The 24767-nt window shown below is 69.1% G+C and carries 22 protein-coding genes; 16 read left to right on the top strand and 6 right to left on the bottom strand.

Translation table 11 applies throughout. The annotated features are described in order from the left end of the window. Window positions 1–80: 80 nt before the first annotated feature. The 4 genes from ACQP2O_RS46265 to ACQP2O_RS46250 all read left to right on the top strand — a co-directional run bounded on the left by ACQP2O_RS46265 (window position 81) and on the right by ACQP2O_RS46250 (window position 5818). A complete protein-coding gene (locus ACQP2O_RS46265; RefSeq protein WP_433175913.1) occupies window positions 81–608 on the top strand; it encodes a MarR family winged helix-turn-helix transcriptional regulator in 528 nt (175 codons plus the stop codon). 65 nt (window positions 609–673) lie between these two features. After that, complete coding sequence (locus ACQP2O_RS46260) at window positions 674–1948, top strand: glycoside hydrolase family 3 protein (protein WP_433175911.1); 1275 nt, start codon at window positions 674–676, stop codon at window positions 1946–1948. A gap of 120 nt (window positions 1949–2068) precedes the next feature. Then, window positions 2069–3898: a glycoside hydrolase family 3 protein gene (locus ACQP2O_RS46255; protein ID WP_433175910.1), complete on the top strand. Its 1830-nt coding sequence runs from the start codon at window positions 2069–2071 to the stop codon at window positions 3896–3898. A 267-nt stretch (window positions 3899–4165) separates the two neighbouring features. Further along, window positions 4166–5818, top strand: a complete 1653-nt coding sequence (locus ACQP2O_RS46250; protein ID WP_433175909.1) for a hypothetical protein — start codon at window positions 4166–4168, stop codon at window positions 5816–5818. A gap of 63 nt (window positions 5819–5881) precedes the next feature. Here ACQP2O_RS46250 and ACQP2O_RS46245 read toward each other — a convergent pair whose 3' ends face one another. Further along, window positions 5882–6919 carry an N-acetylglucosamine kinase gene (locus ACQP2O_RS46245; protein WP_433175908.1) on the bottom strand — a complete coding sequence of 346 codons (1038 nt, stop codon included), beginning with the start codon at window positions 6917–6919 and terminating at the stop codon, window positions 5882–5884. A 60-nt stretch (window positions 6920–6979) separates the two neighbouring features. Between ACQP2O_RS46245 and ACQP2O_RS46240 the strand changes: the two genes are divergently transcribed. The 7 genes from ACQP2O_RS46240 (at window position 6980) to ACQP2O_RS46210 (ending at window position 14674) form a co-directional block, all read left to right on the top strand. After that, complete coding sequence (locus tag ACQP2O_RS46240) at window positions 6980–7909, top strand: MurR/RpiR family transcriptional regulator (RefSeq protein ID WP_433175907.1); 930 nt, start codon at window positions 6980–6982, stop codon at window positions 7907–7909. Next, window positions 7906–8829: an N-acetylmuramic acid 6-phosphate etherase gene (gene murQ, locus ACQP2O_RS46235; RefSeq protein ID WP_433175906.1), complete on the top strand. Its 924-nt coding sequence runs from the start codon at window positions 7906–7908 to the stop codon at window positions 8827–8829. The genes ACQP2O_RS46240 and murQ overlap by 4 nt, the downstream gene beginning before the upstream one ends. A 40-nt stretch (window positions 8830–8869) precedes the next feature. Further along, entirely contained in the window at window positions 8870–10135 is a 1266-nt protein-coding gene (locus ACQP2O_RS46230) for an ABC transporter substrate-binding protein (RefSeq protein ID WP_433175905.1), read from the top strand. After that, window positions 10111–11061 carry a carbohydrate ABC transporter permease gene (locus ACQP2O_RS46225; RefSeq protein WP_433175904.1) on the top strand — a complete coding sequence of 317 codons (951 nt, stop codon included), beginning with the start codon at window positions 10111–10113 and terminating at the stop codon, window positions 11059–11061. The genes ACQP2O_RS46230 and ACQP2O_RS46225 overlap by 25 nt, the downstream gene beginning before the upstream one ends. Then, the gene (locus tag ACQP2O_RS46220; RefSeq protein WP_433175903.1) at window positions 11058–11951 is read left to right on the top strand and encodes a carbohydrate ABC transporter permease; all 894 of its coding nucleotides are present in this window, start codon (window positions 11058–11060) and stop codon (window positions 11949–11951) included. The genes ACQP2O_RS46225 and ACQP2O_RS46220 overlap by 4 nt, the downstream gene beginning before the upstream one ends. Window positions 11952–12379: 428 nt before the next feature. Next, entirely contained in the window at window positions 12380–14032 is a 1653-nt protein-coding gene (locus ACQP2O_RS46215) for a DUF222 domain-containing protein (protein WP_433175902.1), read from the top strand. Window positions 14033–14107: 75 nt separating this feature from the next. Continuing rightward, window positions 14108–14674, top strand: coding sequence for an SMI1/KNR4 family protein (locus ACQP2O_RS46210; protein WP_433175901.1), 567 nt, complete (start codon window positions 14108–14110; stop codon window positions 14672–14674). Between the two features lie 2 nt (window positions 14675–14676). On the opposite strand, the gene ACQP2O_RS46205 is transcribed toward ACQP2O_RS46210, so the two are convergent. Next, a complete protein-coding gene (locus tag ACQP2O_RS46205) occupies window positions 14677–15042 on the bottom strand; it encodes a hypothetical protein (RefSeq protein ID WP_433175900.1) in 366 nt (121 codons plus the stop codon). A 428-nt stretch (window positions 15043–15470) separates the two neighbouring features. Here ACQP2O_RS46205 and ACQP2O_RS46200 point away from each other — a divergent pair, with 428 nt between their 5' ends. Then, window positions 15471–16289, top strand: a complete 819-nt coding sequence (locus ACQP2O_RS46200; protein WP_433175899.1) for a helix-turn-helix domain-containing protein — start codon at window positions 15471–15473, stop codon at window positions 16287–16289. Next, complete coding sequence (locus ACQP2O_RS46195) at window positions 16286–16423, top strand: DUF397 domain-containing protein (protein ID WP_433175898.1); 138 nt, start codon at window positions 16286–16288, stop codon at window positions 16421–16423. The genes ACQP2O_RS46200 and ACQP2O_RS46195 overlap by 4 nt, the downstream gene beginning before the upstream one ends. Window positions 16424–16563: 140 nt before the next feature. Here the strand turns inward: ACQP2O_RS46195 and ACQP2O_RS46190 are convergent, their stop codons facing one another. The 4 genes from ACQP2O_RS46190 to ACQP2O_RS46175 form a co-directional block, all read right to left on the bottom strand. After that, the gene (locus ACQP2O_RS46190) at window positions 16564–17121 is read right to left on the bottom strand and encodes a hypothetical protein (protein WP_433175897.1); all 558 of its coding nucleotides are present in this window, start codon (window positions 17119–17121) and stop codon (window positions 16564–16566) included. 73 nt (window positions 17122–17194) lie between these two features. Next, complete coding sequence (locus ACQP2O_RS46185) at window positions 17195–17935, bottom strand: copper homeostasis protein CutC (protein WP_433175896.1); 741 nt, start codon at window positions 17933–17935, stop codon at window positions 17195–17197. Between the two features lie 57 nt (window positions 17936–17992). Then, a complete protein-coding gene (locus ACQP2O_RS46180) occupies window positions 17993–19453 on the bottom strand; it encodes a M81 family metallopeptidase (protein ID WP_433175895.1) in 1461 nt (486 codons plus the stop codon). Window positions 19454–19465: 12 nt separating this feature from the next. After that, on the bottom strand, window positions 19466–20575 hold the full coding sequence (locus ACQP2O_RS46175) for an ROK family protein (protein WP_433175894.1): 1110 nt from the start codon (window positions 20573–20575) through the stop codon (window positions 19466–19468). Window positions 20576–20899: 324 nt separating this feature from the next. On the opposite strand from ACQP2O_RS46175, the gene ACQP2O_RS46170 reads away from it, so the two are divergent. From ACQP2O_RS46170 to ACQP2O_RS46160, 3 genes are all read left to right on the top strand, one after another. Then, window positions 20900–22726 (top strand): peptide ABC transporter substrate-binding protein, encoded by a 1827-nt coding sequence (locus tag ACQP2O_RS46170; protein ID WP_433175893.1) that lies wholly within the window; start codon window positions 20900–20902, stop codon window positions 22724–22726. A gap of 61 nt (window positions 22727–22787) precedes the next feature. Further along, on the top strand, window positions 22788–23741 hold the full coding sequence (locus tag ACQP2O_RS46165) for an ABC transporter permease (protein WP_433175892.1): 954 nt from the start codon (window positions 22788–22790) through the stop codon (window positions 23739–23741). A 96-nt stretch (window positions 23742–23837) separates the two neighbouring features. Continuing rightward, entirely contained in the window at window positions 23838–24737 is a 900-nt protein-coding gene (locus ACQP2O_RS46160; RefSeq protein WP_433175891.1) for an ABC transporter permease, read from the top strand. The last annotated feature ends 30 nt before the right edge of the window (window positions 24738–24767 follow it).

The raw sequence follows: 24767 nt of genomic DNA, 5'->3' as shown, positions 1-24767 counted from the left end.
GGTGTCTCCTCGACGCGGAACCGTGTACGCAACATAATCATTACATCTCGGAACGATTGTCAAGCTTATATAGTGTTCGTGTGAGCACGGATCGCAGACCTGAAGGACCCCCGGCCCAGGGCGGGGCGGCGTTCCTGCTGGCTCAGCTGGGGTCCCACGCGGCCCGGCTGTTCGCCGACCGGATCGCCGCGCTGGACCTCACGCCCCCGCAGGCCGGCCTGCTGCGGATGCTGGCCGCGCGCCCGGGCCGCAGCCAGCGCGAACTCGCCGACGATCTCGGCATGCCGCCGAGCCGCTTCGTTCCGTTCGCCGATGAGCTCGAGGGGCGCGGCCTGATCGAGCGCCGGAAGAATCCGAACGACCGGCGTTCGCACGCCGTCTACCTAACAGAGAAGGGCGGCGGGCTGCTGGCCGAGCTCCGGGAGGTGGGCATGGCGCACGAGCGGGACATCTGCGCGGCGCTGTCCGCCGACGAACACGGCGAGTTGGTCGCGATGCTCCGGCGCGTCGCCGAGCAGCAGGGCCTCACCCTGGGTGTACACCCCGGCTACAGCTCGGCCCAGGGTCGCTCGCCCGGTGCGGTTGCCGGACGCCGATCCCATGGTTAGCGTCGTGCGGGATGTGAAGCGGGATCCGGGGTGCTCGGCGAGATTCGTACGGGGAGGGTGGGACAGTGAGACGGACCGGCGGCCTGCGGCTCCTCGCCGCCGTCGCCGCGGTCACGATGGCCGCGTCGGCGTCCGCGTGCGGGTCCGATGCGCGCTCCGACGACGGGCCCGCACGGCGTACGGCGGCGGGGCACCGGACCACGGCGAGCGCCCGTCCCAGCCCCGACCCGGTCGACGCGCTCGTCCGGCGGATGAGCACGGCGGACAAGGTCGGCCAGCTGTTCATCCCGACCGTCCAGGGCACCACCGCGTCCGCCGCCGCCGCGATGATCGGGCAGTACCACCCGGGCGGCGTCATCTACTTCCCGGAGAACCTGCGCACCGCGCGGCAGACCGCGGCGCTGTCCAACGGCCTGCAGCGCGCGGCGATGAAGGCCGGGGTTCCCCTCCTCGTCGGCACCGACGAGGAGCAGGGCATCGTCTCCCGCGTGCCGTACATCACCCGGTTCCCGACGAACAAGGCGCTGGCCTCCACGAAGAACCCCGACGACGACGTACGCGCGGCGGCCCGCGTCACCGGCGAGGAGCTCCGCGCGATCGGCATCAACCAGGACTTCGCGCCGGTCTCCGACGTCAACGTCAACCCGCGCAACCCGGTGATCGGCGTCCGGTCGTTCGGCGCCGACCCGCAGAAGGTCTCCCACCTCGTCGGCGTCGCGATCGACGCCTACCGGGCGACCGGGCTCATCGCGACCGCCAAGCACTTCCCCGGGCACGGCGACACCGCGACCGACAGCCACACCGGCCTGCCGGTGATCAAGCATTCGATGGCGACCTGGCAACGCCTGGACGCGCCGCCGTTCAAGACCGCCATCGCCCACCACGTCGACATGATCATGACGGCGCACATCGTCGTCCCCGGCCTGGACGACTCGGGTGATCCGGCCACCATGTCCAAGACGGTCCTGACGGGCCTGCTCCGCCAGAAGCTCGGCTACGACGGGGTCGTGGTGACCGACTCCCTCAGCATGGCCGGGGCGACGATGAAGTACGGCGCGCCGCAGGCGGCGGTCCGCGCCGTACGGGCCGGCGCGGACATGCTCCTCATGCCGCCCTCCCTGAGCAGCGCCTACCGCGCCGTGCTGGCCGCGGTGCGGTCGGGGCAGATCCCGCAGAGCCGGCTCGACCAGGCGGTGACCCGCATCCTGCGGATGAAACAGGAGCGGGGGCTGTTCCGCTCGCCGTACGTCGACGTCTCCCAGGCCTCCCGGATCGTGGGTTCGGCGGAGCACCGTACGGCGGCGCGCAGGGTCGCGGCCCACGTTCGATCAGGTCGTTGACGATCATGTGACATCCGAAACCGTTGACGCGCGCCCGTGGGCGGAACTAAGTTCCAGAGGCTGGTCTCATCCAGTCATTTTCTTTCTATTCGTCTTCGGGGGCGGACGGAAGGAGTCTCGATGTCCCGTCGCCGACGGCTCGCCGCGATCAGCACGGCGTCGCTCGTGGCCATCGCCGGACTGGGTGCGGGGAGCGCCCAGGCGGCGTCCGCGCCCGGCAAGGACCAGAGTGTCCTGCGGGTCCTCCGCAAGATGAGTCTTGAGGAGAAGGTCGCCCAGCTGTTCGTCCTGCAGGTGTACGGCACGAGCGCCGACACCAAGGACCCGGCCGCCGTCGCGGCCAACCAGAAGCTGTACGGGGTGGACAACGCCGAGCAGCTGATCGCCAAGTACCACCCCGGCGGCATCATCTACTACTCCGTCGACCCGCCCAACCTGGCGAGCCCCCAGCAGGTCGCGCACATGTCCAACGGGATCCAGCACGCCGCCATGCGGCAGCGGGTGCCGATCCCGATGACCATCGTCACGGACCAGGAGCAGGGCAGCGTGGTGACCCGCGTGCCGGCTCCGTTCACGCAGTTCCCCGGCAGCCAGGCCCTCGGGGCCGGGCGCAAGCCGCGCGACGCGTACACCACCTCCAAGATCACCGGCCAGGAGCTGCGGGCGATCGGCATCAACACCGACTACGCCCCGGACTCCGACGTCAACGTCAACCCGGCGAACCCGGTGATCGGGGTCCGGTCGGTCGGCTCCGACCCGATGCTGGTCTCGAAGTTCGTGGCCGCCGAGGTCGACGGCTACCGGGCCTCGGGCGTCATACCAACCGCGAAGCACTTCCCGGGCCACGGCGACACCGACACCGACAGCCACACCGGCGTGCCGATCATCAAGCACACGAAGGAGCAGTGGGAGAAGCTCGACCTGCCGCCCTTCAAGGCCGCCATCGCGCACGGCGTCGACTCGATCATGACGGCGCACATCATCGTCCCGGCGCTGGACCCGTCCGGTGACCCGGCGACGCTGTCCAAGCCGATCCTCACCGGCATCCTCCGCGACAAGCTGCACTTCAAGGGCGTCATCGCCACCGACGCCCTCGCCATGCAGGGCGTCCGCGACAAGTACGGCGACGACCGCGTCCCGGTGCTGGCCATCAAGGCGGGCGCGGACGAGCTGGAGAAGCCGCCGGTGGACGCCAAGGGCAACGGCCTGTACGACCTACAGTTCCACGCGGTGGTCAACGCCGTGAAGAACGGGGAGCTCACCGAGTCCCGGATCGACCAGTCGGTCTACCGGCTGCTGGAGCTGAAGAAGACGCACGGCCTGTTCGCGAACCCGTACGTCGACGAGAGCAAGGTCGCCTCGCGGGTCGGCACGCCCGCGCATCTCGCCGCCGAGCAGCGCGTCACCGACCGCACGACCACGCTGGTCAAGAACGACGCCCTGCCGCTGAAGAAGGACGGCCGCAAGGTCCTGGTGACCGGCTGGGGCGTCTCGACCACCCAGACGCTCGCCGACGACATCCACAAGCGGGGCCCGGCCACGACGGTGTACCAGACCGGCGCGAGCCCCTCTCAGGCGACGATCGACCAGACCGTGGCCAAGGCCAAGGACAACGACGTCGTCGTCGTGACCACCAACCGCGCCTGGGATGTCTCCACGGAGTCCGGCCACAACGGGCCGGGCCAGGCGAACCTCGTCAAGGCACTGGTGGCCACCGGCAAGCCGGTCATCGTGGCTGCGGTACGCGACGCGTACGACATCGGGTACTTCACCGAGGCCAAGACCTACCTCGCCACCTACGGCTACACGCCGGCGTCGCTGGAGTCGCTGACCAAGGTGCTGTTCGGCGAGATCAGCCCCCAGGGCAAGCTGCCCGTCACGATCCCCGCCGCCGGTGACCCGAAGTCGACCCTCTACCCCTTCGGCACGGGCCTGACCTTCCGCAAGTAGTCCGCCCTGCCTCCCGCCCCATCGATGTCCGGATCGATGGGGCGGGGTGGGCGTCGACGCCCCTGGACCGGGTGTGGGACGGCGGGACCCCGCCGGTCGCCGTCCCACACCCGTGATCGATGAACACCATTCCCGGCTTCGGCGAAGCATGGAAGGACGCCGATCTTCGGGAACTCCCTGCCCCTCTCCGGCCAGGTACGGGGGAGACGTTGATCAACGACGTCCTTTCCCCGGCGCCGCGATGGTGCCCGAAGGCAAGGAGTGCGAATGGTCAAGAAGACGCTGGTCGGGCTGGGAGCCCTGGCCCTGGTCGCGGCGGGACCCGTGCCGCACGCGGGGGCGACGGCACCCGCCTCGCCGGTCAAGGTCGAACCGGCGCAACGCGGGCACGGGCCGTCCCACCGCGGAGTGGTGATCCAACGCAAGAGGAAGATGCCGAAGTTCGCGCGCCTGACGCGGACCAAGGCGGCCGGTGAGCACCTGCTGCAGGCCACGGTGCTCGACCGCAAGGGCGCGACCGCCACGTCGGACGAGGTGGACGGCCTGCGCATCTGGCCGCTGAACGGCGGCGACCCGTCCTTCGTCGACGTCGTGAACGGGCACGCCGAGGGGTCGCTGCCCCCCGGTGACTACACGATCAACGCGATCGTGAAGACGCCGGAGCCGGACGGGACGACGTCCACGTCGCTCATCTACCTGCCGAAGGTGACGGTGGCCGGCGACGTGTCGCTCACCCTGGACGCCCGGAAGGCCAACCCCGTCCACGTCGAGGTGGACAAGGCCGGGGCGAAACCGGCCGGGACCGTCGTCTGGGTCTCGCAGCGGATCGGCGGCGTGTTCCGGGACGTCACAGAGATCGATGGGGACCATCTCTATGTCACGCCGGCCGCCGAGGATGGCGGCGTCGAGTACGAGTTGCAGTCGCTGCTGACCCAGGATGGCAAGACCAAGGACAGCCCGTATTCGTACAACGTCGCCCGGAAGGCGGCAGGCATCCCCACGGACCCGAATCTGAGCGCCCGCACGAAGGATCTGGCGGCCGTGCAGACCGGGTACGCCGGCGAGGGCAAGCCGGCCTGCGCTCAGGAAGAGGCGGGTGTCGACTTCGGAAGCAGCGCCATCGCCATCTTCAACACGGAGACGGGAGGCCTGCCGGCGACGCGGACCGAGTATTACACCCCTGGGTTCGACTGGGACTTGACCGGGCTCATTACCACCTCGGACTGCGATTTCGAGAACGGGAACGAGGACGCCCAGTTCCGCAACGAGCGGTTCCCGAAGGCGGGGACGTACACACGGAGCTGGAACAAGGGTCCCCTCGGCCCGGCGGACGGCGAACTCGTCCTCGACACAGGCGACGGGACGGGGTACGACGCGGCGATGCTGTCCGGGACCGACGGGGTGAGCAACGTCGGGGGCTACTCCTTCATGAAGGGCGACTCGGCGCTCGTGAGCCTGAGCGGAGAGAGCATTGGCCAGAGCATCGTCCCGGGCTATGGCGCGATCTGGGCGCGCCCCGCACCGGGCAGGTACACGCTGACCACGAACGCCACGCGGTCGGCGCCCTGGTCGGATCTGGCGACGAGCCAGCACGTCGTCTGGGACGTCACCGTGGGCCAGGACAACGTCATCAAGCTCCCGACCGTGCAGTACCGGACGGCCCTGGACGACACGAATCAGGCGCGCGCGAACACGACGCAGACCCTGACGGTGGTGCCGCAGCAGGCGAAGGCGGGGGTCGAGCCGTCGCTGTGGACGTCCTTCGACGACGGTAAGTCCTGGACTCCGGTCTCCCTCCGCGCCGACGGTGACCAGTGGGTGGCGTCCTTCCGCAACCCGGCCAAGGGGTTCGTCTCGCTGCGGACGAAGATCGACGGCGCGGTCGACCAGACCGTGATCCGCGCTTACGGCATCCGCTGACGCCGGACCGTACGACGTGACGGCCCTCCGCCCGGTGCGGCGAGGGCCGTCACCGCGTCCGGATCACTCGCGGACGGTCACGCCCGCGCGGCGGAGGGCCAGGCGGGTGGCGCCCAGCGTGCCGTCGTGGGCCACGGACGCCTCGACGCCGAACCGCTCGTGGAGCCCGGCGCGTACGGCGTCGGCGACCGGCCCGCTCTCCAGCAGGGAACCGGCCACCACGACGCCCGGACGGCCCCGCGACCGCGTGGTCTCCTCCAGCGCGGGACGGATGGCGTCGACGTCGGCGAGGAGCCAGTCCGCGGCCTCGGCGACGATCCGCCGGGCCACCTCGTCGCCCGCCGTTGCGGCGGCGGTGACCAGTGGGGCCAGTCTGCCGAGCCCGGCGGGCGGCCCGCCGTACACCTCTTTGAGGATCGCCTGCGGGAGCGCGGCTCCCGAGGACATCGCGGCTCCGGCCGTGTCGCCGGTGCCGACGGTCAGTGTCTTGAGGTCGAGTTCCGCGAGGAGCGGCGCGGCGGCCTCCCCGAGCAGCAGCCTCGGCACGCTCTCGGCCAGGGTGGTGGGGGCGCCGCGCCCGTCGTACGCGCGCAGCGCCGCGCGAACCGCCTCGGTGCCGATCCACACTCCGGACCCCTCGTCCCCGACCAGCCAGCCGTAGCCGTCGGCGCGGCGGACGAGCGCGCCGTCGTCGATCACGGCGGCGCCCGCACCCGTGCCCGCGAAGATCACCAGCCCGGCCGGCTCGGGGCTCGCCGCGGCGAACGCGATCGCGATGTCGGTGACCACTTCCGGTTGTCCCGGGATGCCCAGCGTCCGCCACGCGGCGTTCGCGGCGGCGACCGCCTTCGGCCGCCCCGCCGACCCGGCGCCCGCGATACCGAAAACACCGCCTACTATCTGTAGCGGGTCCAGGTCGCCCAGAGCGGCCTGAACCGCCGTGGTCAGCGCACCGGCCGGGTCGGCACTGGAGTTAGGATTGGCGCCAGGCCCACGGCCACGACCAGCGACAACGCCGTCGACAGCGACGATCGTGGCACGGGTGTTGGTGCCTCCCGCGTCCACGCCCACGACGTACGGACCCTTCACGTTAGAACACACACTGTGACCGTAGAACATGGCATATTGACAGTGAATCATTTTCGTAAGAAAATTTCTTCCATGAGCAAGGTCGGGCCCGACCCCGGGCCGGCGGCCGACGGTGCGAGCGCCTCGCTCAGCACGGTCGTTCGCGTTCGTTCCCTGTTGCCCTCTCTGCCCCCCGCTGAAGCGCGTGTAGCCCAGCGCGTCATCGACGATCCGGAGGCGGTGGCCAACTCCACCATCACCGAGCTCGCGCAGGCCTGCGGCACCTCGGAGACCACGGTCATCCGGTTCTGCCGCGCGATCGGCTTCGCCGGCTACCCGGAGCTGCGGCTGACCCTGGCCACCGAGGCCGGGCGCGCCCAGGGGGTCACCGGCGGGCGCGTCGTCGGCAGCGACATCAGCACCGATGACACGCTCCAGCAGGTCGTGGAGAAGATCTCCTTCGCCGACGCGCGTGCCGTCGAGGAGACCGCCAACCAGCTCGACATCGAGGCGCTCGAGCGGGTCGTCGCGGCGATCGTCGACGCGCGCCGGGTCGACATCTACGGCGTGGGCGCCAGCGCCTTCGTCGCCCTGGACTTCCAGCAGAAGCTGCACCGCATAGGGCGCACCTCCTACGGCTGGTCGGACGCGCACATCATGCTCACCAGCGCGGCCGTCCTGGAGCCCGGCGACGTCGCGGTCGGCATCTCGCACACCGGCACCACGGTGGACACGATCGACGCGCTCAACGTCGCGAAACGGCGCGGTGCGACCACGGTCGCGCTGACCAACTTCCCGCGCTCGCCGATCGCCGAGGCCGCCGACTACGTCCTGACCACGGCGGCCCGGGAGACCACCTTCCGGTCGGGCGCGACGGCGAGCCGGCTCGCCCAGCTGACCGTCGTGGACTGCGTCTTCGTCGGCGTCGCACAGCGCACGTACGAGCCGACCCGCGAGCATCTGGAGGCGACCCGCGAAGCGGTCCGGGTCCGCCGTGTGGGATCGGATCGGAGGCGCCGGTGACCGATCGCCTCTCCGTAGGGGTATTGCAGGGGGTCCCCACCGAGGGTCGCAATCCGCGCACCGTCGACATCGACCTGCTGCCCACCCTCGACGTGCTCCGTCTCATCAACGCCGAGGACGAGCAGGTGCCCAGTGCGGTGGCGAAGGTGCTGCCGCAGGTCGCCAAGGCCGTCGACCTCGCCGTCGACGCGCTGCGCGGCGGCGGGCGCGTGCACTACTTCGGCGCCGGCACCTCCGGGCGGCTGGCGGTCCTGGACTCCGCCGAGCTCCCGCCGACGTTCGGCATCGAGCCGGGTCTCGTCGTCGCCCACCACGCGGGCGGGCTCGGCGCGCTGTCCCAGGCGATCGAGGACGTCGAGGACGACGAGGACCTCGGAGCCCGCGACGCCGAGGACGTGCGCCTCGGCGAGTTCGCCGTGGGGATCACCGCGAGCGGCCGCACGCCCTACGTCGTGGGCGCGCTCCGCGCCGCAGCGGAACAGGGCGCTCACACCGCGTTGATAAGCTCGAACCCGGCCGCGGCATTCGGTGCCGAGGTCGACGTCAACATCGCCGTGGACACCGGGCCCGAGGCCGTGACCGGCTCGACCCGGATGAAGGCGGGCACCGCCACCAAGCTGGTGCTCAACGCCATGTCCACGGCCGCGATGGTGCGGCTCGGCCGCACCTACTCCAACCTCATGGTCAGCGTGAACGCGCTCAATTCCAAGCTGCGCGGCCGCGTGATCAAGATCCTGGTCGAGGCGACCGGTCTGGACGCCGAGACGTGCGCGGCGGCGCTGGCGGGAGCCGGCGGCGACACGCGCACCGCGTTGCTGTCCCTGTTGTGCGACGTTCCCCCCGACCACGCGGCCGAGGCGCTGGCGGCGGCGGGGGGCTCCGTACGGGACGCCATGCGCGGGATCCGGCCTGAGGTCTAGTCGGACGTCGGGGGCAGCTGAGAAAGGGGTCATCCTCCTGATGCGGAAGTTCTGCACGCTTGTCGCGGCGCTCGGCGTCGCCTTCGCCCTCCCGGCGTGCGCACCGAGCACGAGCAGTGGCGGTGGCAAGGTCCACCTCACTGTCCTGTCGTGGCGTCCCGAGGACACCGCGGGATACAAGAAGATCTTCGCCGCCTACGAGAAGAAGCATTCGAAGGTGACGATCGACTTCAAGCCGATCAAATCCACCGACTATCTGACGGTGCTGCCGAACGAGCTGAAGAAGTCGATGGGCGGACCCGACGTCGTCCAGCTGAAGCCGTACGGGCCGCTGCAGTCCTACATCAAGGCGGGCAACCTCGTGCCGCTCGACGGCCAGGTGAACGTCAGCGGCTGGCAGGACAAGGTCCTGCAGGCCGCCAAGGGCAAGGACGACGGCAAGCTGTACGGCGTCCCGTACGCCCTGCAGACCCTGCAGGTCATCTACAACAAGAAGATCTTCGCGGACCAGAAGATCGACCCGCCGAAGACGTGGGCCGACTTCACCGCCGCCTGCGACAAGCTCAAGAAGGCCGGCATCACCCCGCTGGCCACGAGCGGCCTGCAGCCGTGGGTCCTCGCCATCGACCACCAGATCTTCGGCGCGACCCGCTACGGCGGCAACGACTTCGAGCAGGCCGTCCTCACCGGGAAGAAGAACTTCACCGACCCGGACTATACGGCCTCGCTGTCGACCGTCGCGGGCCTGAAGTCGTACTTCCCCGACAAGGTCGCCGCCGTCGACTACCCGGACGCGCAGACGCTGTTCACCAGCGGCAAGGCCGCGATGTACCCGGGCGGCTCGTACGAGGTCGGGCCGTTCACCAAGACGTCGCCGGACCTGCAGCTCGGGTTCTTCGACGCCCCGCCTGCGCCCGGCGCCAAGGTGAACCAGCCGCTCACCTCCGGCTACGTCGACGGGTCGTACGGCGTCAACGCCCACTCCGAGCACAAGGCCGAGGCCACCGAGCTGGTGAAATGGATGGCGACGCCGGAGTTCGGGCAGCTGTACGCCGGCACGCTCAAGCAGATCTCGACCGTGCCCGGCACGACGCCCGGCGACCCGCTGCTCGCCCAGGCGTACCAGAACTATCAGTCTCACGGAGCGACCTACATGATGGTCGTCGACTTCGGCTACGGGAACCCCCTCGGCCGTGACCAGGAAGGGCTGGCCCTGCAGAAGATGCTGGGCGGCTCCTCGGCCGCGGACGCGGGCAAACTCGTCCAGAAGGGCATTTCAGCGTGGTTCAAGCCCAGCGGAGGCTGAGGCGTCCGGTCGGAGCCGGCGGCGGGCGACCCCGCCGCCGGGTCCTGCTGGCCTTCCTGCTGCCCGCTCTGGCGCTGTACACGGTGTTCATCGTCTATCCGCTGGTCTCCGCCGCGCAGTACAGCGTGTACTCGTGGTCGGGGAACAAGCAGAACGGCTTCGCCGGCCTGGCGAACTTCCGTGACCTGTTCACCAAGTACCCGCTGAGCGAGCAGGTGTGGCGCGCACTCGGCCACAACGCCTTGTTCTTCATCGGCACGATGCTGATCCAGACCACCCTCGGACTGACGTTCGCGGTGCTGCTGCACAAGTCGCGGCGGGGCAAGCGGTTCCTGCAGACCGCCTACACGCTGCCGCACCTGGTCAGCCCGATCGTCGTCGGCTACCTGTGGTCGATCATGCTCAACCCGCAGTTCGGCGCGGTCAACGCCGCACTGCGCGGCGTCGGCCTCGGCTCGCTCGCCCAGCCGTGGCGCGGCGACCCGCACCTGGCGCTGCCCGTGGCGATCGTTGTGAACGCCTGGCAGTGGGTCGGCTTCCCGATGCTGCTGTTCGGCGCCGCCCTCGCCGGGATCCCCGACGAGTACGAGCAGGCCGCCCGCGTCGACGGCGCGTCGTCGTGGAAGGTGTTCCGGCGGATCACGCTGCCGCTGCTCACGCCTGTGATGGGCATCGTGACCGTGCTGACCTTCATCGGCACCTTCAACGTGCTCGACCTGATCTACGCGCTGCAGGGATCCCAGGGCAACCCGCAGTACGCCACCGACGTCCTCGGCCTGGTGTTCTACCGCACGGCGTTCGAGAACCCCGACCCGAACGCCATCGGCCAGTCCTGCGCGCTCGCCGTCTGCATGTTCGTCCTGATCTTCGGGGTCTCTTTGGCGGCCAACCACGTCTTCCGCCGGATGGAGGAACGCGTGCGATGAGCAGCACACTCACGGTCCGTAAACCGACCGCCGTGGCCGCGGCCACGCGGACCCTCCGCAAGCGCCCGCGGGTCGGCGGGGTGGCCTCGGTCCTCCTGCTGTGGACGTACGCCCTGGCGGCCCTCGCGCCGCTGATCATCATGGCGTTCAACTCGCTCCGCACCGAGAAGGACCTGGCGAACCAGCCGCTCGGGCTGCCCCTCCACCCGGCGTTCGAGAACTACGCTCACGCCTGGTCCGAGGGCAACTTCAGCACCTACTTCGTGAACTCCGTGGTGATCACGGTGAGCTCGGTGCTCCTCGGCACCGGAGTCTCCGTGCTCGCGGCCTACCCGCTGGGGCGCTACCGCTTCCGCGGCCGCGGGGCGCTGTCGTCGTACTTCCTCGCCGGCCTCATGCTGCCGATCCGGCTCGGCGCGGTCCCGGTGTTCTACCTGGTCAACTCGCTCACGACGGCGTTGCCGGGGGTCGACTCCCGGTTCTGGCTGATCTGCGTGTACGCGGGGAGCGGCGTGCCGTTCTCGGTCTTCGTGCTGACGGCGTTCTTCCGGCAGCTGCCGATGGAGCTGGAAGAGGCCGCCCGCATCGACGGCGCGGGCGAGCTACGGCTCTTCGCGCGGATCATGGTGCCGATGGTGCGGCCCGCGCTCACGACCGTGGCGTTGTTCCAGTTCATTCCGCTCTGGAATGACTTCTTCTTCCCGCTGGTGTTGCTGAAGGACGATCAGTACACGCTGCCGACCGGCCTGACCCGGTTCTTCGCCGAGTTCGAGGCCTCACACGCGCAGCTGTCCGCCGGGCTGGTGATCACGACGATCCCACTGGTGCTGCTCTTCCTGGTGGCCACCAAACAGATCGTCGCCGGCCTCACCGCTGGAATGTCCAAATGATCGCCTTTTGTTTGCGCCGATAGTATCCGAGTATTGTCATCGCCTTGCCGGGGTGGATTTGGTAGTCTCATTTCGGTGCTTAGGCGAAAGCCGAACATCCCATCCTAAGGTCGTCCCCCTGCAGGGGCGGCCTTAGTGTATTTTCGCGCTGGTTATGCGCCTCCTCTCTCGTGCGACTCGGCCTCCGAGACTTTTTCGGGGTTGCTATCTGCTCCACTTTTAGCCAGGCCGAGCTGCGGCTACTGCGGATTTGTCGCGCACGAACGGCTCTGCCTCCTCCTAGGGAAATCGGTGCCGTCGCTCAATATTCGTGAACCGGTTTTTGAGTCTGTCGTTTTTGTGTGGATATAGAGCATTGCTTAGCGGCGATCTTGCGATAGCATGTTCGATGAACTGGGGCGTTAATAGCGTACCGAAAGAGGTGCGGCGTGACTCAGATAGCGTGTGCCGTTTCCTCTTACGGATATGCGCCGGGGTGGGATGGGGATCCGGCCTACGTATGGCCGGGTGAATTCATCGAAGAGCTGGCGCCGGTGCTGTGGTTCGATGACGGTCTGGACGTGGATGGGTCCCACCTGGAGGTTCCGCCGGGTCCAGGGTCAGCGGCGGCGCTGGCCGCCACGGGTGTGGCATCGCTGGACGATGATGGTCTGCTGACTGCGATCGGCGCTTGGCGACGGCTGGGCTCGTGGGCAAAGGCTGGAGAACTGGCCGCTGTGGCGGCGTTGCTTGAAAAGCGCACCCGATGTGGGGGCGGTGTGCAGGCGTTCGAGTCCGCCGTGAGTGAGATCCAGTTGGAGCTCACCTTGACCGGCTGGGGTGCCGCGCGGTTGCTAGAGCTGGCCTGCCCGCTGGCCGACAAGCTGCCGGGCACCATGGACGCCCTTCGTCAGGGGCTGATCGATGAGGCCAAGGCGCGGGTCATCGCCCGTGCCGTCGACGGCGTTGCGGACGCCGCCACCGCGCGGCTGATGGAGCGGCGTGTGCTGCCCGAGGCGCCACGGCAGACGACCGGGCAGTTGCGGAGCGCGGTCCAGCGGGCGTTGATCGAGGTCGACCCTGGCGCGGCCGAACTCCGCCGTGTGAATGCCGAAGCCGGTCGCCGCGTCGAGTTGCGGGCCACGGACGACCACACCGCCGACTTGTGCGGGCGTGACCTTCCCGCCGACCAGGCGTTGGCCGCCGACAACCGCATCACCGCATTGGCGCGAGCGCTCAAGACCGACGGATCCTCGCATTCCTTGGCTTTCCTGCGTGCCCAGGTCTTTCTCGATCTGCTGCTGGGCGCCGGCCCCACGCCCAGCTGGCCACCGACGAACGATCAGCCCGACGAACGGCCCGACACCGATTGGGTCGACGGGCCAGACGGCATCGAACCGGCCGACCAGTGGGCGGGCACGCGTGAGGCCGACCGTCCTGCCCGGCTGCCAGTGTCCCGGTCGGCGTCCAAGGCCGGTTTCGTCGGCACGGTCCACCTGATCGTGCCGCTTCATACGCTGCTCGGGATGGCGGATCAGCCCGGCGACGTTCCCGGCCACGGTGCGGTCCCGGCCTCGGTGGCGCGCGCGATCGCGGCCACGGCCACCGGGCGGCGGTGGTGTTACACCGCGATCGGCCAGTCCGGGCGCGCCGTCGGCCACGGGCACATTCCGGCACCTCATGACGGCGACGAGGCGATGAGCCGAGAGGCCTTGGCGAACCTCATCACGGCACATCTCGGTGGTCTCGAGACGCGTCCTGGCTGTGGGCACGGCCCCACCTCGGTCGACGGTCCGGACAATCAGCACACCCAGGGCGCCTACCGGCCGCCGGAGGCCCTGCGTCACAGTGTCGAGACCCGCGACCGTACGTGCAGATTCCCGACCTGTCGAAGACCGGCAGAAGCCTGCGACCTCGACCACACGGTTCCGTATGACGAGGGCGGAGCGACGTGCGATTGCAACCTCGCAACGCTGTGTCGGAAACACCACCGGCTGAAACAATCAGCGGGATGGACATTGCTCCACCCTGAGCCGGGACGACTGATCTGGGTGACACCCACCAGACGGAAATACGTCGTCAGCCCGGACTCGTACGCATAGCGGACTTCAGCGATCGTTCCGGCAGTCATGGGATACCGGCGGCGATGTCAGCGCGTAGTGATACCTATCGGTGGCATGGATGCTGATCAGGCTGACCCTGCTGATCTGGAAGCTCTCCGGGCGACCTTCGATGTGGACTCGTGCGAACCACCTCTAGGGTGGGAAGCGGTGCGTGCTTTTGAAACGGAGCACGGGATCGTGCTGCCCGAGCCGTATCGGACGTTCGTCGCGGAGGTCTGCGACGGCTCTGCCTCGGGGCCGCCGGACTACGGACTTCTCCCGCTGGCGGAGATGCCCGGGGACTGGGGAGATGGTCGCCCTCAGCGAGCGCCGGCCAAGCCGTTCCCGTTGACCGCACCTTGGCTGTGGGAGGGAGACGAGGATGACCCACGGCCGCAGGATGAGGTCGACGAAGCCATTTCCAAGGTCTTCGATCACGGTTCGATCGTTCTGGGCACTGACGGCTGCGGCATGTATTGGCATCTCATCGTCACGGGGCCGCACCGCGGACACGTCTGGAACATCTGCGGCGAAGGCGCGGCGCCTTTCGGCGCCGAGTTCGGATTCACCACCGGGTCCCCCGGCTTCGCCGGATGGGTAAAGCACTGGGCTGCCCACAAGCCCTGGTTCGATGTCGCATGAGGTCAGCCGCGCAGGTATGTGTCGAGCTCCTCGGCGGTCATCTCGTCGAACCGGCTGAGGGCCACTCCGAGGAAGCGGAGCTGATCGATGTCGCTGGTCGCCACACAGACCTGACCACCGGCCCTCCGCCACAGCGGAAGCCCGCCGGTGTCCAGTGCCGACGACCACCCCTGCGGCGGTACCGGCAGCAGGTCGGTATGAGCCCGCTGACTCCGCTGCAGGCTCATCCGTGCGGCGGCCGGGTATTTGCGGATGAGGAAGTCGAGCCGCAACAACTCCCTCGCCTCGGACGGTGGTCGAGCCGCCAGCGAGTCGACCAAGGCACGTAGCGCCGGAAGCGAGCGCATGAGCCGTTCCTCGGGCGTCATCGTCCCGTCTCCGTACGCCGCAGTGGGACGCAGACGACCTTGCTGATCGATCGGACCAGTTCCTCGGCGTCGTCGACGGTGAGGAGCCGGGATGAGTCGTTCAGGTTGCCGATCGGGACTCCCCACGACCAGTGCCATCGGAGGTGCCCTTGTGTATCCGGTTTGCAGATGATCCTCTCGCTGAGGTGATTGCTTATCCCGTGTATGAAGATTTCCGCGCCATACTGCTCGGCGCGTAGCCCCGCCGTCTGGCATTCCTGGGTCAGCCACTTCGCGTACGCATGAATGTCTTCCGGTCTGTACGGTTTCACGACCAATTCCGTTCTGCTCGCCCGCCGATTTCCGGTGACCAGACTCGTACGCTGAGTTACTTTGAGGCTACATACAGGCAACACCTGATGGCACCCCCGGCCCCCGAAGGACTCACGATGGCGAATGGCGCTCTGACGCGAGACCCCCTGATTCGAGCGTTCGGCGCGGTGCTCCGCGGTCACCGCGAGGCGGCCCGGCTCTCCCGGCCGGCGCTGGCCAGCGCGCTGGGCTGCACCCCTCAGTGGATCGAGAAGCTGGAGACGGGCCAGCGTGCGCCATCGGAGGCGGCTTCGGAAGACCTCGACACCTACTTCAAGACGCCGGAGACGTTCCACCGGATGTGGGTCGAGATCCGGCGCGCCGGCAAGTGCGCAGAGCTACCACCAGGGTTCTCCGGATTCATCGATCTGGAGGTAAAGGCGACCGTGATGTACATATTCGAGAGCATGGCCATCACCGGCCTGTTCCAGACGTCGCAGTACGCCTATGAGGTGCTCAAGACCGGACGGACGACTGACGCGATCGAGCAGCTCATCGCCACCCGTATGGAGCGTCAGCAGATTCTCGCTCGCGAGAACCCTCCCCAGATTGTTCTGATCCTGGACGAGTGGGTTCTGCACCGGCCGGTCGGCGGCCAGGAGGTCCGCAAAGAGCAGATCGCCTGCTTGATCGAACACGCCCAACAGCCAAACGTCACAGTCCAGATCGTGCCTGGCAGGACCGGCGCATACCTCGGGTTCATGGGTTCGTTCACCCTGCTGAACTTCGACGATCGTTCCGATGTTGTGTACATCGAGGGGCACGCTGAAGGTCAAGTGATTGATCAGCCCGACAAAGTGCGGGATCATGAGCTCAGCTTTAACCTGATCAGGGGTGTGGCCATGTCCGTAGATGACTCGTTGGCTCTACTCCGCACGATCTTGGAGAACTCATGAAGACTCTGGATCTGTCCACCGTCTCATGGCGCAAGAGCAGCCGTAGCGGCAACACGGGCGGCCAGTGTGTCGAGGTCGCCGCCATATCTCCGATGGTCACCGCTCGCGACGCCGCCCAGACGACGGACGCCTAGCCGACGCAGCCGAGCCCGGCGTCGTTCTCCACGGCCGGGCTCGAACGGCTGGACCTGACCACAACGTCGGCGGGATGCCGATCCGGCTCGCTATCGGCTGATCCTGCGACTCCGCGTTCGGTCGATGGCGGCGAGTGTGATCAGTAGCCGGGGTCCGCGCCGCCGCTCGCCTCGATCAGCCAGTACAGCGTTCCGGTGCCGAAGGGCAGTCCGGTCGTGGCGACGTCGATCCAGCCCGTGCCCGGTGCGTCGGTTCCGGCATGCCACCACCACCAGCTCCGGTCGCCTCCGCCCTCCTCTTCGTTCGGGTCGAAATGGAAGAGCCAGTTCGAAAGGCTCCACGGCGCCTTGTCGTCGGTGGTCTCCTCTGCGGCGGTGGTCTCCTCTGTCGGCGTCGTGGCCTGCCAGCGCTCCAGCCAGGCGGCGGCCCGGTCGGCAGGATCGAAGACCGGTCCCGGCGGCTTGACCTCCGGTGCGGACCGCTCGACGAACCAGGAGGGGAGGATCTTCGGCCACTCTTCCTCAGCGGGCCATGAGTCCATCCGCTCGACAACGCATCCGAGCACCTCGCGCGCACGGGCGATCACGGCCGCCGGGTCGGTCGCCGTGAAGAACACGCGTACGAGCATCAGGCCTTCGTCGTCATCTTCGGCGGGGCCGGACTGGATGCGCCGCAGCTCGCCATCGGAGATCCTCATATCCTGAATTTTGCAGGATCTTGGTGAATGCGGGGGCTTCTGGAGGCGTCCTCCGCCTCCGCTTGCGGAGAAATCAACCGGCGGCGGCGATGATGCTCTGGATCCGGGCCGGCGTCGTGACCGCGCGGACGGTCTCCGGCGGGTACAGCGCGCCGCCCATGAAGATGTCCGGCCGGGTGTGGCGGGACGGCGACGGCAGTGCCTCCGAGGCGGTGAAGTGCATCTCCTCGGTGCCGGTCTGCTCGGCGACGCGGGCGGCGGTGCGTTCGTTGATCCCGCCGGCCGCCAGGATGACGATCCGGCCGTCCGCCTTCTCGACGAGGCGCGCGAGCATGTCCGCGCCCTCCAGGGCGCTGGGCGCCGCGCCGGAGGTGAGCAGCCGGTCCACGCCGAGGGCGACGACGTCCTCGAACGCCGCCTCGGGGTCGCGGGTGACGTCGTACGCCCGGTGGAAGGTGACGCTGAGCGGGCGGGCGGCCTCGACGAGCCGTGCGCACAGCTCGGTGTCGATGTCCGCGTCGGGGGTCAGGGCGCCGATGACGACGCCGTCCGCCCCGGCGGCCTTGACCGCCGCGATGTCACGCAGCATGACCTCGGCCTCGGCGGGGCCGTACACGAAGTCTCCGCCGCGCGGGCGGATGATCACGTGGACCTTGACCCGGCCGGCCGCGGCGGCGACCGCCTGCTCGATCATCCCGATGCTCGGCGTGATACCGCCCTCGAACAGGGCGGCGCAGAGCTCCACCCGGTCGGCACCGGCCTCCGCCGCGGCGGCGACGCCGTCGGCCGAATCCAGGCAGATCTCGTAGCGCACGTTCGGTTCCTTTCGGAGAGGGTTGGAGCAGTTCCAGGGGTCGGAGCGGTTCCCGGGTCAGAGCAGTTCCGGGGTCAGGTCCGGGTCGGGCATGTCGGAGTCGAATGGGAACAGCGGCCGCCGTACGCGGTGGTGGCCGAGCCGGAGCAGGTCCTGGTCGACGCCGCCGGGTGTGAGGGCGAGCAGCCAGTCGGCCGCGAGGTCGTACAGCTCCGGCTCCAGGTAGCCGATTTTGACGATGACCAGGTCGGTCGCGGCGGGGTCCAGGCCGAGGAAGGTGAAGTCGCGGATCTCGTGGTACGGCTTGCGGCGGGCCGTCACGATCACGTGCAGTCCGCCGGTCCTGAGCACCGCGATGTCGCCGCCGACCGGGTCGTCGCGGCGAAGTGCCTGCACCGTGCCCGCGAGGGCGACCGGGCCGGCCGGGCCCGAGTCGATTTTGCCGCCGACCCGCAACGTCACCTCGGCGCCCTCGCCGGCGGCGAACGCGGCGTCCACCGCCTCGGGGTCCACGATGCTCGCGTAGATCGCGCTGACCTTGCCGAGACGGAGCTCCTCGACGCCGAGCAGGTACTCCAGCGTGGCGGAGACGTCGCCGGCGCCGCCGGCGGTGGGGTTGTCCCCGGAGTCGCTGATCAGGAACGGCCGGGCGTCGCTGTCGATCGCCGACCGGACACAGTCCGCCAAACCCCCGGTAGGGGCGACGAAGGCGAAGTCCGCGCGGGCGTTCCAGTACGCCTCGGCCAGGCCGCGCGCCTGCTCGGTGACGGTCGCCTCGTCGTCGCCGGTGACGACCACGGCGGCCCGGCAGCGGGGCTCGTCGGCCCAGGCGTACCCGACCCAGATCGCGGCGTCGAGCACGCCGGGCATGGCCTCGACCTCGGGCACGCGGGCGTACAGGCTCTTGGCGGGCTCGATGCGGGTGCTGGTCTTCTCGCCGGGCAGCAGCACCGGCACCTGGACCCAGGCCTTGAGCGGGCGCCCGCCCTCGCGCAGGCGGGTCACGAGGTTGCGCGCCGCGCGTTCCCGGGACTCCCAGGCGTCCTCGTGCGGTGCCATCCGGTAGCAGGTGATCAGGTCGACCGTGGAGGCCAGCTCGCGGGAGACGTTCCCGTGGAGGTCCATGGACGCGGAGATCAGCGTCTCCGGGCCGACGGCCGCTCGTACGGCGGCGGCCAGGCCGGCCTCCGCGTCGGTGCGTCCGGTGACGCTCATGGCCCCGTGGATGTCGAAGAACAGGCCGTCCAGCGGCCCGGCGGCTTTGGCGCGTTCCACGATCTCGGCTTCGAGGGCGTCGTACACGTCCGGGTCGACCGCACCACCGGGCAGGGAGACGGCGTGCAGCAACGGCACCCACTCGATCGCCTCGCACCACGGCCGCGGCTCCCGGATCCACGGATACCGGGCCAGGAGGGCGTCGTCCCGGGTGACCGTGAAGTCGGCCAGGCGGGTCAGGTGAGGGGAGAAGGTGCTCGACTCGATCGCGATGCCGGCGATGCCGATGCGCAGTGCCGTCACGGGGGACTCCTTCTAGGCGGGGAGGGCCACGCCCTGGTCGATGATGAGGCGGCCGATGCCGAGCAGGCCGGCGTCGGGCCCGGCGACGCTCTCGCCGATCTCCAGGTCCTGCGTGGTGGGGGGCAGGCACCGCTCGTACAGGACGCCGCGTGCCGCCGCGACGAACAGGTCGCAGGCGGCCAGCGCGCCGCTGAGGATGACCGCCTGGGGGTTGAGGAAGTTCACGATCGTGGTGAGGACCTCGCCGAGCTGTCGGCCGGCGAACCGGACGTTCGTCGTGACCGTCGGGTGCCCGTCACGGGCCAGGCGCACGAGGTCGGCGGTGTTCTCGACGTCGACGCCGTCGGCGTTCACGGCGGCGACCAGCGCCGCGCCGCTGGCGATGGTCTCCAGGCAGCCGAAGTTGCCGCAGCTGCACGGCCGCTCACCGCCCGCCGGAACGCGGTTGTGGGTGATGTCGCCGGCGAAGCCGCGGGCGCCCCGGTGTAGTCGGCCGTCGCTCACGACCGCCGCGCCGACGCCGGTGCCGGCCTTGACGAAGACGAAGTCCCGCAGCCCCGGGCCGCGCGCGACCGTCTCGCCCATCGCCATGAGGTTCGCGTCGTTCTCGACCACGAGCGGTGCCGTGAACCGCCTGCCCAGGCGCTCACGTACGGAGTAGCCGTTCCACCCGGGCATCCGGGAGGGCCCGACCATGACGCCGTCGAGGTCGACCGGACCGGGCAGGCCGATCCCGACGCCGAGCACCGGGCGCCCCGCGCCGAGGTCATCGAGCGCGTCCATGACCTGGTCGAGGATGGGCTCCGGCCCGGCGGTGACGTCGATCTCCTGATCGCGGACCGTCTCGGGCCGGCCCGTCCCGTCCAGCGCCGCCAGGCGTGCGTGGTGGCCGCCCAGGTCGGCGGCCAGCATCACGCCCTCGCCGGCGGGCACGCTGAGCAGGCGCGGCCGCCGGCCACCGCGTGAGCGGCCCTCGCCGGATTCCAGGAGCAGACCGGAGTCGAGCAGCTCCTGCACGTGGGTGGAGACCGTCGACGGAGCCCAGCCGAGCAACCGGGCCAGCTCGGCCCGGGACGTTGCCTGGCCCGACGCGACGAGCCCGATGATCTGCGCGGCCGACACGGCGGCTCCTTCGTCGAATGACCGGGGAACTTAATTCGATTCCGAACATTAATGCATCGGATCGAGCGGAACAATAGCAAGCCGGTGCCAGTGAGTCCATCGATGATGCATGTAACACGACGGTAACCGGGCGATCTGTGGGGGTCGAGGGCGTTACTTGATTCGAATCGGTCTTGTCTTGGTTCGATGGGGCGATGTATCGTCACCGCCACATCGCCACTGATCCCCACCGGACCGGCCCCCTCGTACGAAGCCGTCGGCCCGGTCGGCCGAACCGACTCGCTGAACCGCGGACGACGTCCGTACCTCCCGTCAGGAGCACCGATGAAGAGACCATCGCCTTCGTTCCCGGCGGCCGCTCGCACCCCGCTGGCGGTGCTCGGCGTGGCCGCCACCCTGCTGGCGGCCGGATGTTCCTCCGGTACGCAGGGATCGTCGGCGAGCGGCGGCACCCCCCAGAAGGGCGGGGCGGTGACGTTCGCGCTGCCGCCCAACGCCACGCCGAACTGGATCTTCCCGCTGGGCACCCCCGGCCACCTCGCCGGGTACAACAGCGCGATCCGGCAGAACGTCTTCCTGCCGCTGTACGCCTTCAACGGGTCGAGCGGCACCGTGGCCATGGACGAGAAGGCCGGTGCGGCGAAACCGCCGGTCTACTCGAACGGCGGCAAGACCGTCACCATCACGCTGAAGGACCTGACCTGGGCGGACGGTCAGAAGATGACCAGCCGCGACGTGGAGTTCTGGTTCAACCTGGCCAAGGCCAACAAGGACCAGTGGGGCAACTACGCCAAGGGCGACCTGCCGGACAACGTCGCGAAGTTCACGACCGTGGGCGACACGACGTTCAAGCTCGACCTGACCCGGGCGTACAACCCGGACTGGTTCACCGCCAACCAGCTCACCTACGTCACGCCGCTGCCGCACGCCTGGGACGTCGAGACCGCCGGCGGCAATGCCGGTGACTTCGACCGTTCGACGGACGGCGCCAAGAAGGTCTTCAAGTACCTCATCGGCGAGGCCGGCAAGCTGTCGGAGTACGCCACCAACCCGCTGTGGAAGGTCGCCAACGGGCCGTTCACGGTGAAGGAGTTCACCACCACCGGCCAGGTGACGCTCGCCAAGAACCCGAAGTACTCCGGCGACGACGCCGCCCACCTGGACACCGTGACGTTCAAGCCGTTCACCTCCGCTCAGGCGGAGCTCAACGTCCTGCGCTCCGGCGGCGTCGACTACGGCTACCTGCCGGCGCTCGCGGTCGCACAGCAGAAGACCATCGAGAACAGCGGCTACCAGGTGAAGCCCTGGAACGGCTGGGCGATCACCTACATCCCGTACAACTTCAACAACCCGGACATGGGCGCGGTGTTCAAGCAGCTCTACATCCGGCAGGCCGTGCAGACGTCGATCGACCAGGCGACCATCTCGCGCGTCATCTGGCACGACCAGGCCGCCCCCGGGTACGGGCCGGTGCCCCAGCAGCCCGTCTCGAAGTACCTGTCGGCCGACCAGAAGAACAACCCGTACCCGTACGACGTGAACAAGGCCAAGGCGCTGCTCACGTCGCACGGCTGGACGGTCACGAACAACGTGGCCTCATGCACGAAGCCGGGCACCGGGGCCGACCAGTGCGGGGCCGGGATCAAGGCGGGCACGCAGCTGAAGTTCTCCCTGCTGACCGAGAGCGGCAGCACCGAGACCGACAACACGATGCAGGAGCTGCAGTCCGCCCTGTCGAAGATCGGCATCGCGCTGTCGATCAAGTCGGAGCCGCTCAACTCCGTCCTCGACCACACCCCGGAGTGCAAGCCGAGCCAGCCGACGTGCTCCTGGCAGCTGTCCTTCTTCGGCACGCAGGGCAGCTGGTACTTCCCGGCGTACCCGAGCGGTGAGCAGATCTTCTCCACCGACGGCAGCACGAACCTCGGCGGCTACAGCGACCCGACGGCCGACAAGCTGGTCACGGAGTCGACGAGCTCGTCGTCGCCCGCGGCGATGCAGGAGTACAGCTCCTACCTCGCCAAGAACCTGCCGGTGATCTGGATGCCGAACCCCGCCTACCAGGTCTCGGCGATCCGCAACAACCTGCGCGGCGTCGTCCAGGACCCCCTCGCCTTCATGCAGCCGCAGCGCTGGTACCTCGCGAAGTGACCGACCTGCCCGGGACGGCCGACCGCCGTCCCGGGCCCCACCCTGGCCGGAGGAACCCCCGTTGACCCGCTTCCTGGCAAAGCGCCTCGGGCAGGCGATCGTCGTCATCCTGCTGGTGACCGTGATCGTCTTCCTGCTGCTGCACTCGGTCCCCGGCGGACCCGCCCGGGGCATTCTCGGTCCGCAGGCCAGCCCGCAGGCGATCGCCGCGTTCAATCACGAGCACGGCTTCGACAAGTCGCTCGTCCAGCAGTACTGGGCGTTCCTCAGCCGCCTGCTGCACGGCGACCTCGGCGACTCGTACACGCTGAACCAGTCGGTGGGCTCGCTCATCGCCCAGCGCCTGCCCAAGACACTGGTCCTGACCGGCATGTCGACGCTGCTGGCGCTCCTCATCGCCGTCCCGCTGGGCGTCTGGCAGGGGCGGCGGCGCCGGGGCCTGACCGACTACGCGGTCACGACCGTGGTGTTCGTCGGGTACGCGACTCCGGTCTTCTTCCTCGCGCTCATCCTCGTGATCGTCTTCACCGAGAAGATCCCGATCCTGCCCCCGCAGGCGCCGCAGACCCAGTCGCTGGCCGGGCTGTTCGCCGACTCGCGCGGGCTGATCCTGCCCGTCCTCGCCGGGGCGATCGCCACGGTCGCGGCGTTCAGCCGGTACATGCGGTCGGCCGTGCTCGACAACCTCGCCGAGGACTACGTACGGACCGCCCGCGCCAAGGGCGCCTCGGAGCGGCGGGTGGTGTGGCTGCACATCATGCGCAACTCGCTGACCCCGATCATCGCGATGCTCGGCTACTACCTGCCGGTGCTGTTCTCCGGCGCGCTCGTCATCGAGTCGGTGTTCAACTACCCCGGCATGGGGCTGCTGTTCTGGAACGCCGCGCAGACCTCCGACTACCCGATCCTGCTCGGCACGGTCCTGGTGATCGCGCTGGCCACCGTCATCGGCTCGCTGCTCGCCGACATCGTCCAGGCGCTCGTCGACCCCCGCGTCCGGGGAGCGATCCGATGACGCGCACGTCCGACACCGAGGAGGGCCCGTGACCGAGCGAAGCGAGGGAGCCAATATGCACAGCACCCTGGTCACGAGGCCGACGAAGGAGGGCACATGACCGTGTCCGCTCCGCTCATCACCGAGCAGGCGCCCGCGACCACGGCGGCCGGGCCGTACCGCCGGATGGTCCGGCTGTTCTTCGCCAACCGGCTGGCCGTCACCGGCCTGGTCATCCTCGGCGCGCTGCTGGTCTTCTGCTTCCTCGGCCCGCTGATCCACCACACGGACCAGACGCACACGCAGTTGTCCGACGCCAACCTCTCGCCGGGCACGCGCGGGCATCTCCTCGGCACCGACGACGTCGGCCGCGACGTGCTGGGCCGCCTGATGGTCGGCGGCCAGACCTCCCTGGAGATCGGCATCGCCGCCGGCCTGCTCGCGACGCTGATCGGGACGGTCTGGGGCGCGATCTCCGGGTACGCCGGCGGCTGGGTAGACGCGATCATGATGCGGGTCGTCGACGCGGGCATCGCGATCCCCGCCCTGTTCCTGCTCCTCGTGACCGCGACGATCCTCCGCCCGACGGTGCCGGTGCAGATCCTGATCATCGGCTGCGTGTCGTGGCTCGTGCCGGCCCGGCTCGTACGCGCGGAGGCGCTGTCGCTGCGCAGCCGCGACTACGTGCAGGCCATGAAGGCGATGGGCGGCGGCCACGGCCGAGCCGTGTTCCGGCACGTCATCCCCAACGCCATCGGCACGGTCGTGGTCAACGCCACCTTCCAGGTGGCCGACGCGATCCTGCTGATCGCCTATGTCAGCTTCCTCGGTCTCGGCGTGGCCCCGCCGAAGACCGACTGGGGCGGCATGCTCAGCAAGGGCATCTCCTACACCTACGACGGCTACTGGTGGCTGATCTTCCCGGCGGGTCTGGCGATCGTGCTGGTCGTGTGCGCGTTCAACTGCATCGGCGACGGCCTGCGCGACGCCTTCGAGGTACGGCTGCAGGGGCGCTGATGCGGAATCACACGAAAGGCGAGACGGCGG

The organism is Actinoallomurus sp. CA-150999, from assembly GCF_050942425.1.
Lineage (GTDB): Bacteria > Actinomycetota > Actinomycetes > Streptosporangiales > Streptosporangiaceae > Actinoallomurus.
Note: the sequence above shows the minus strand (reverse complement) of the source record. Positions and strands in the feature narration are given on the sequence as shown.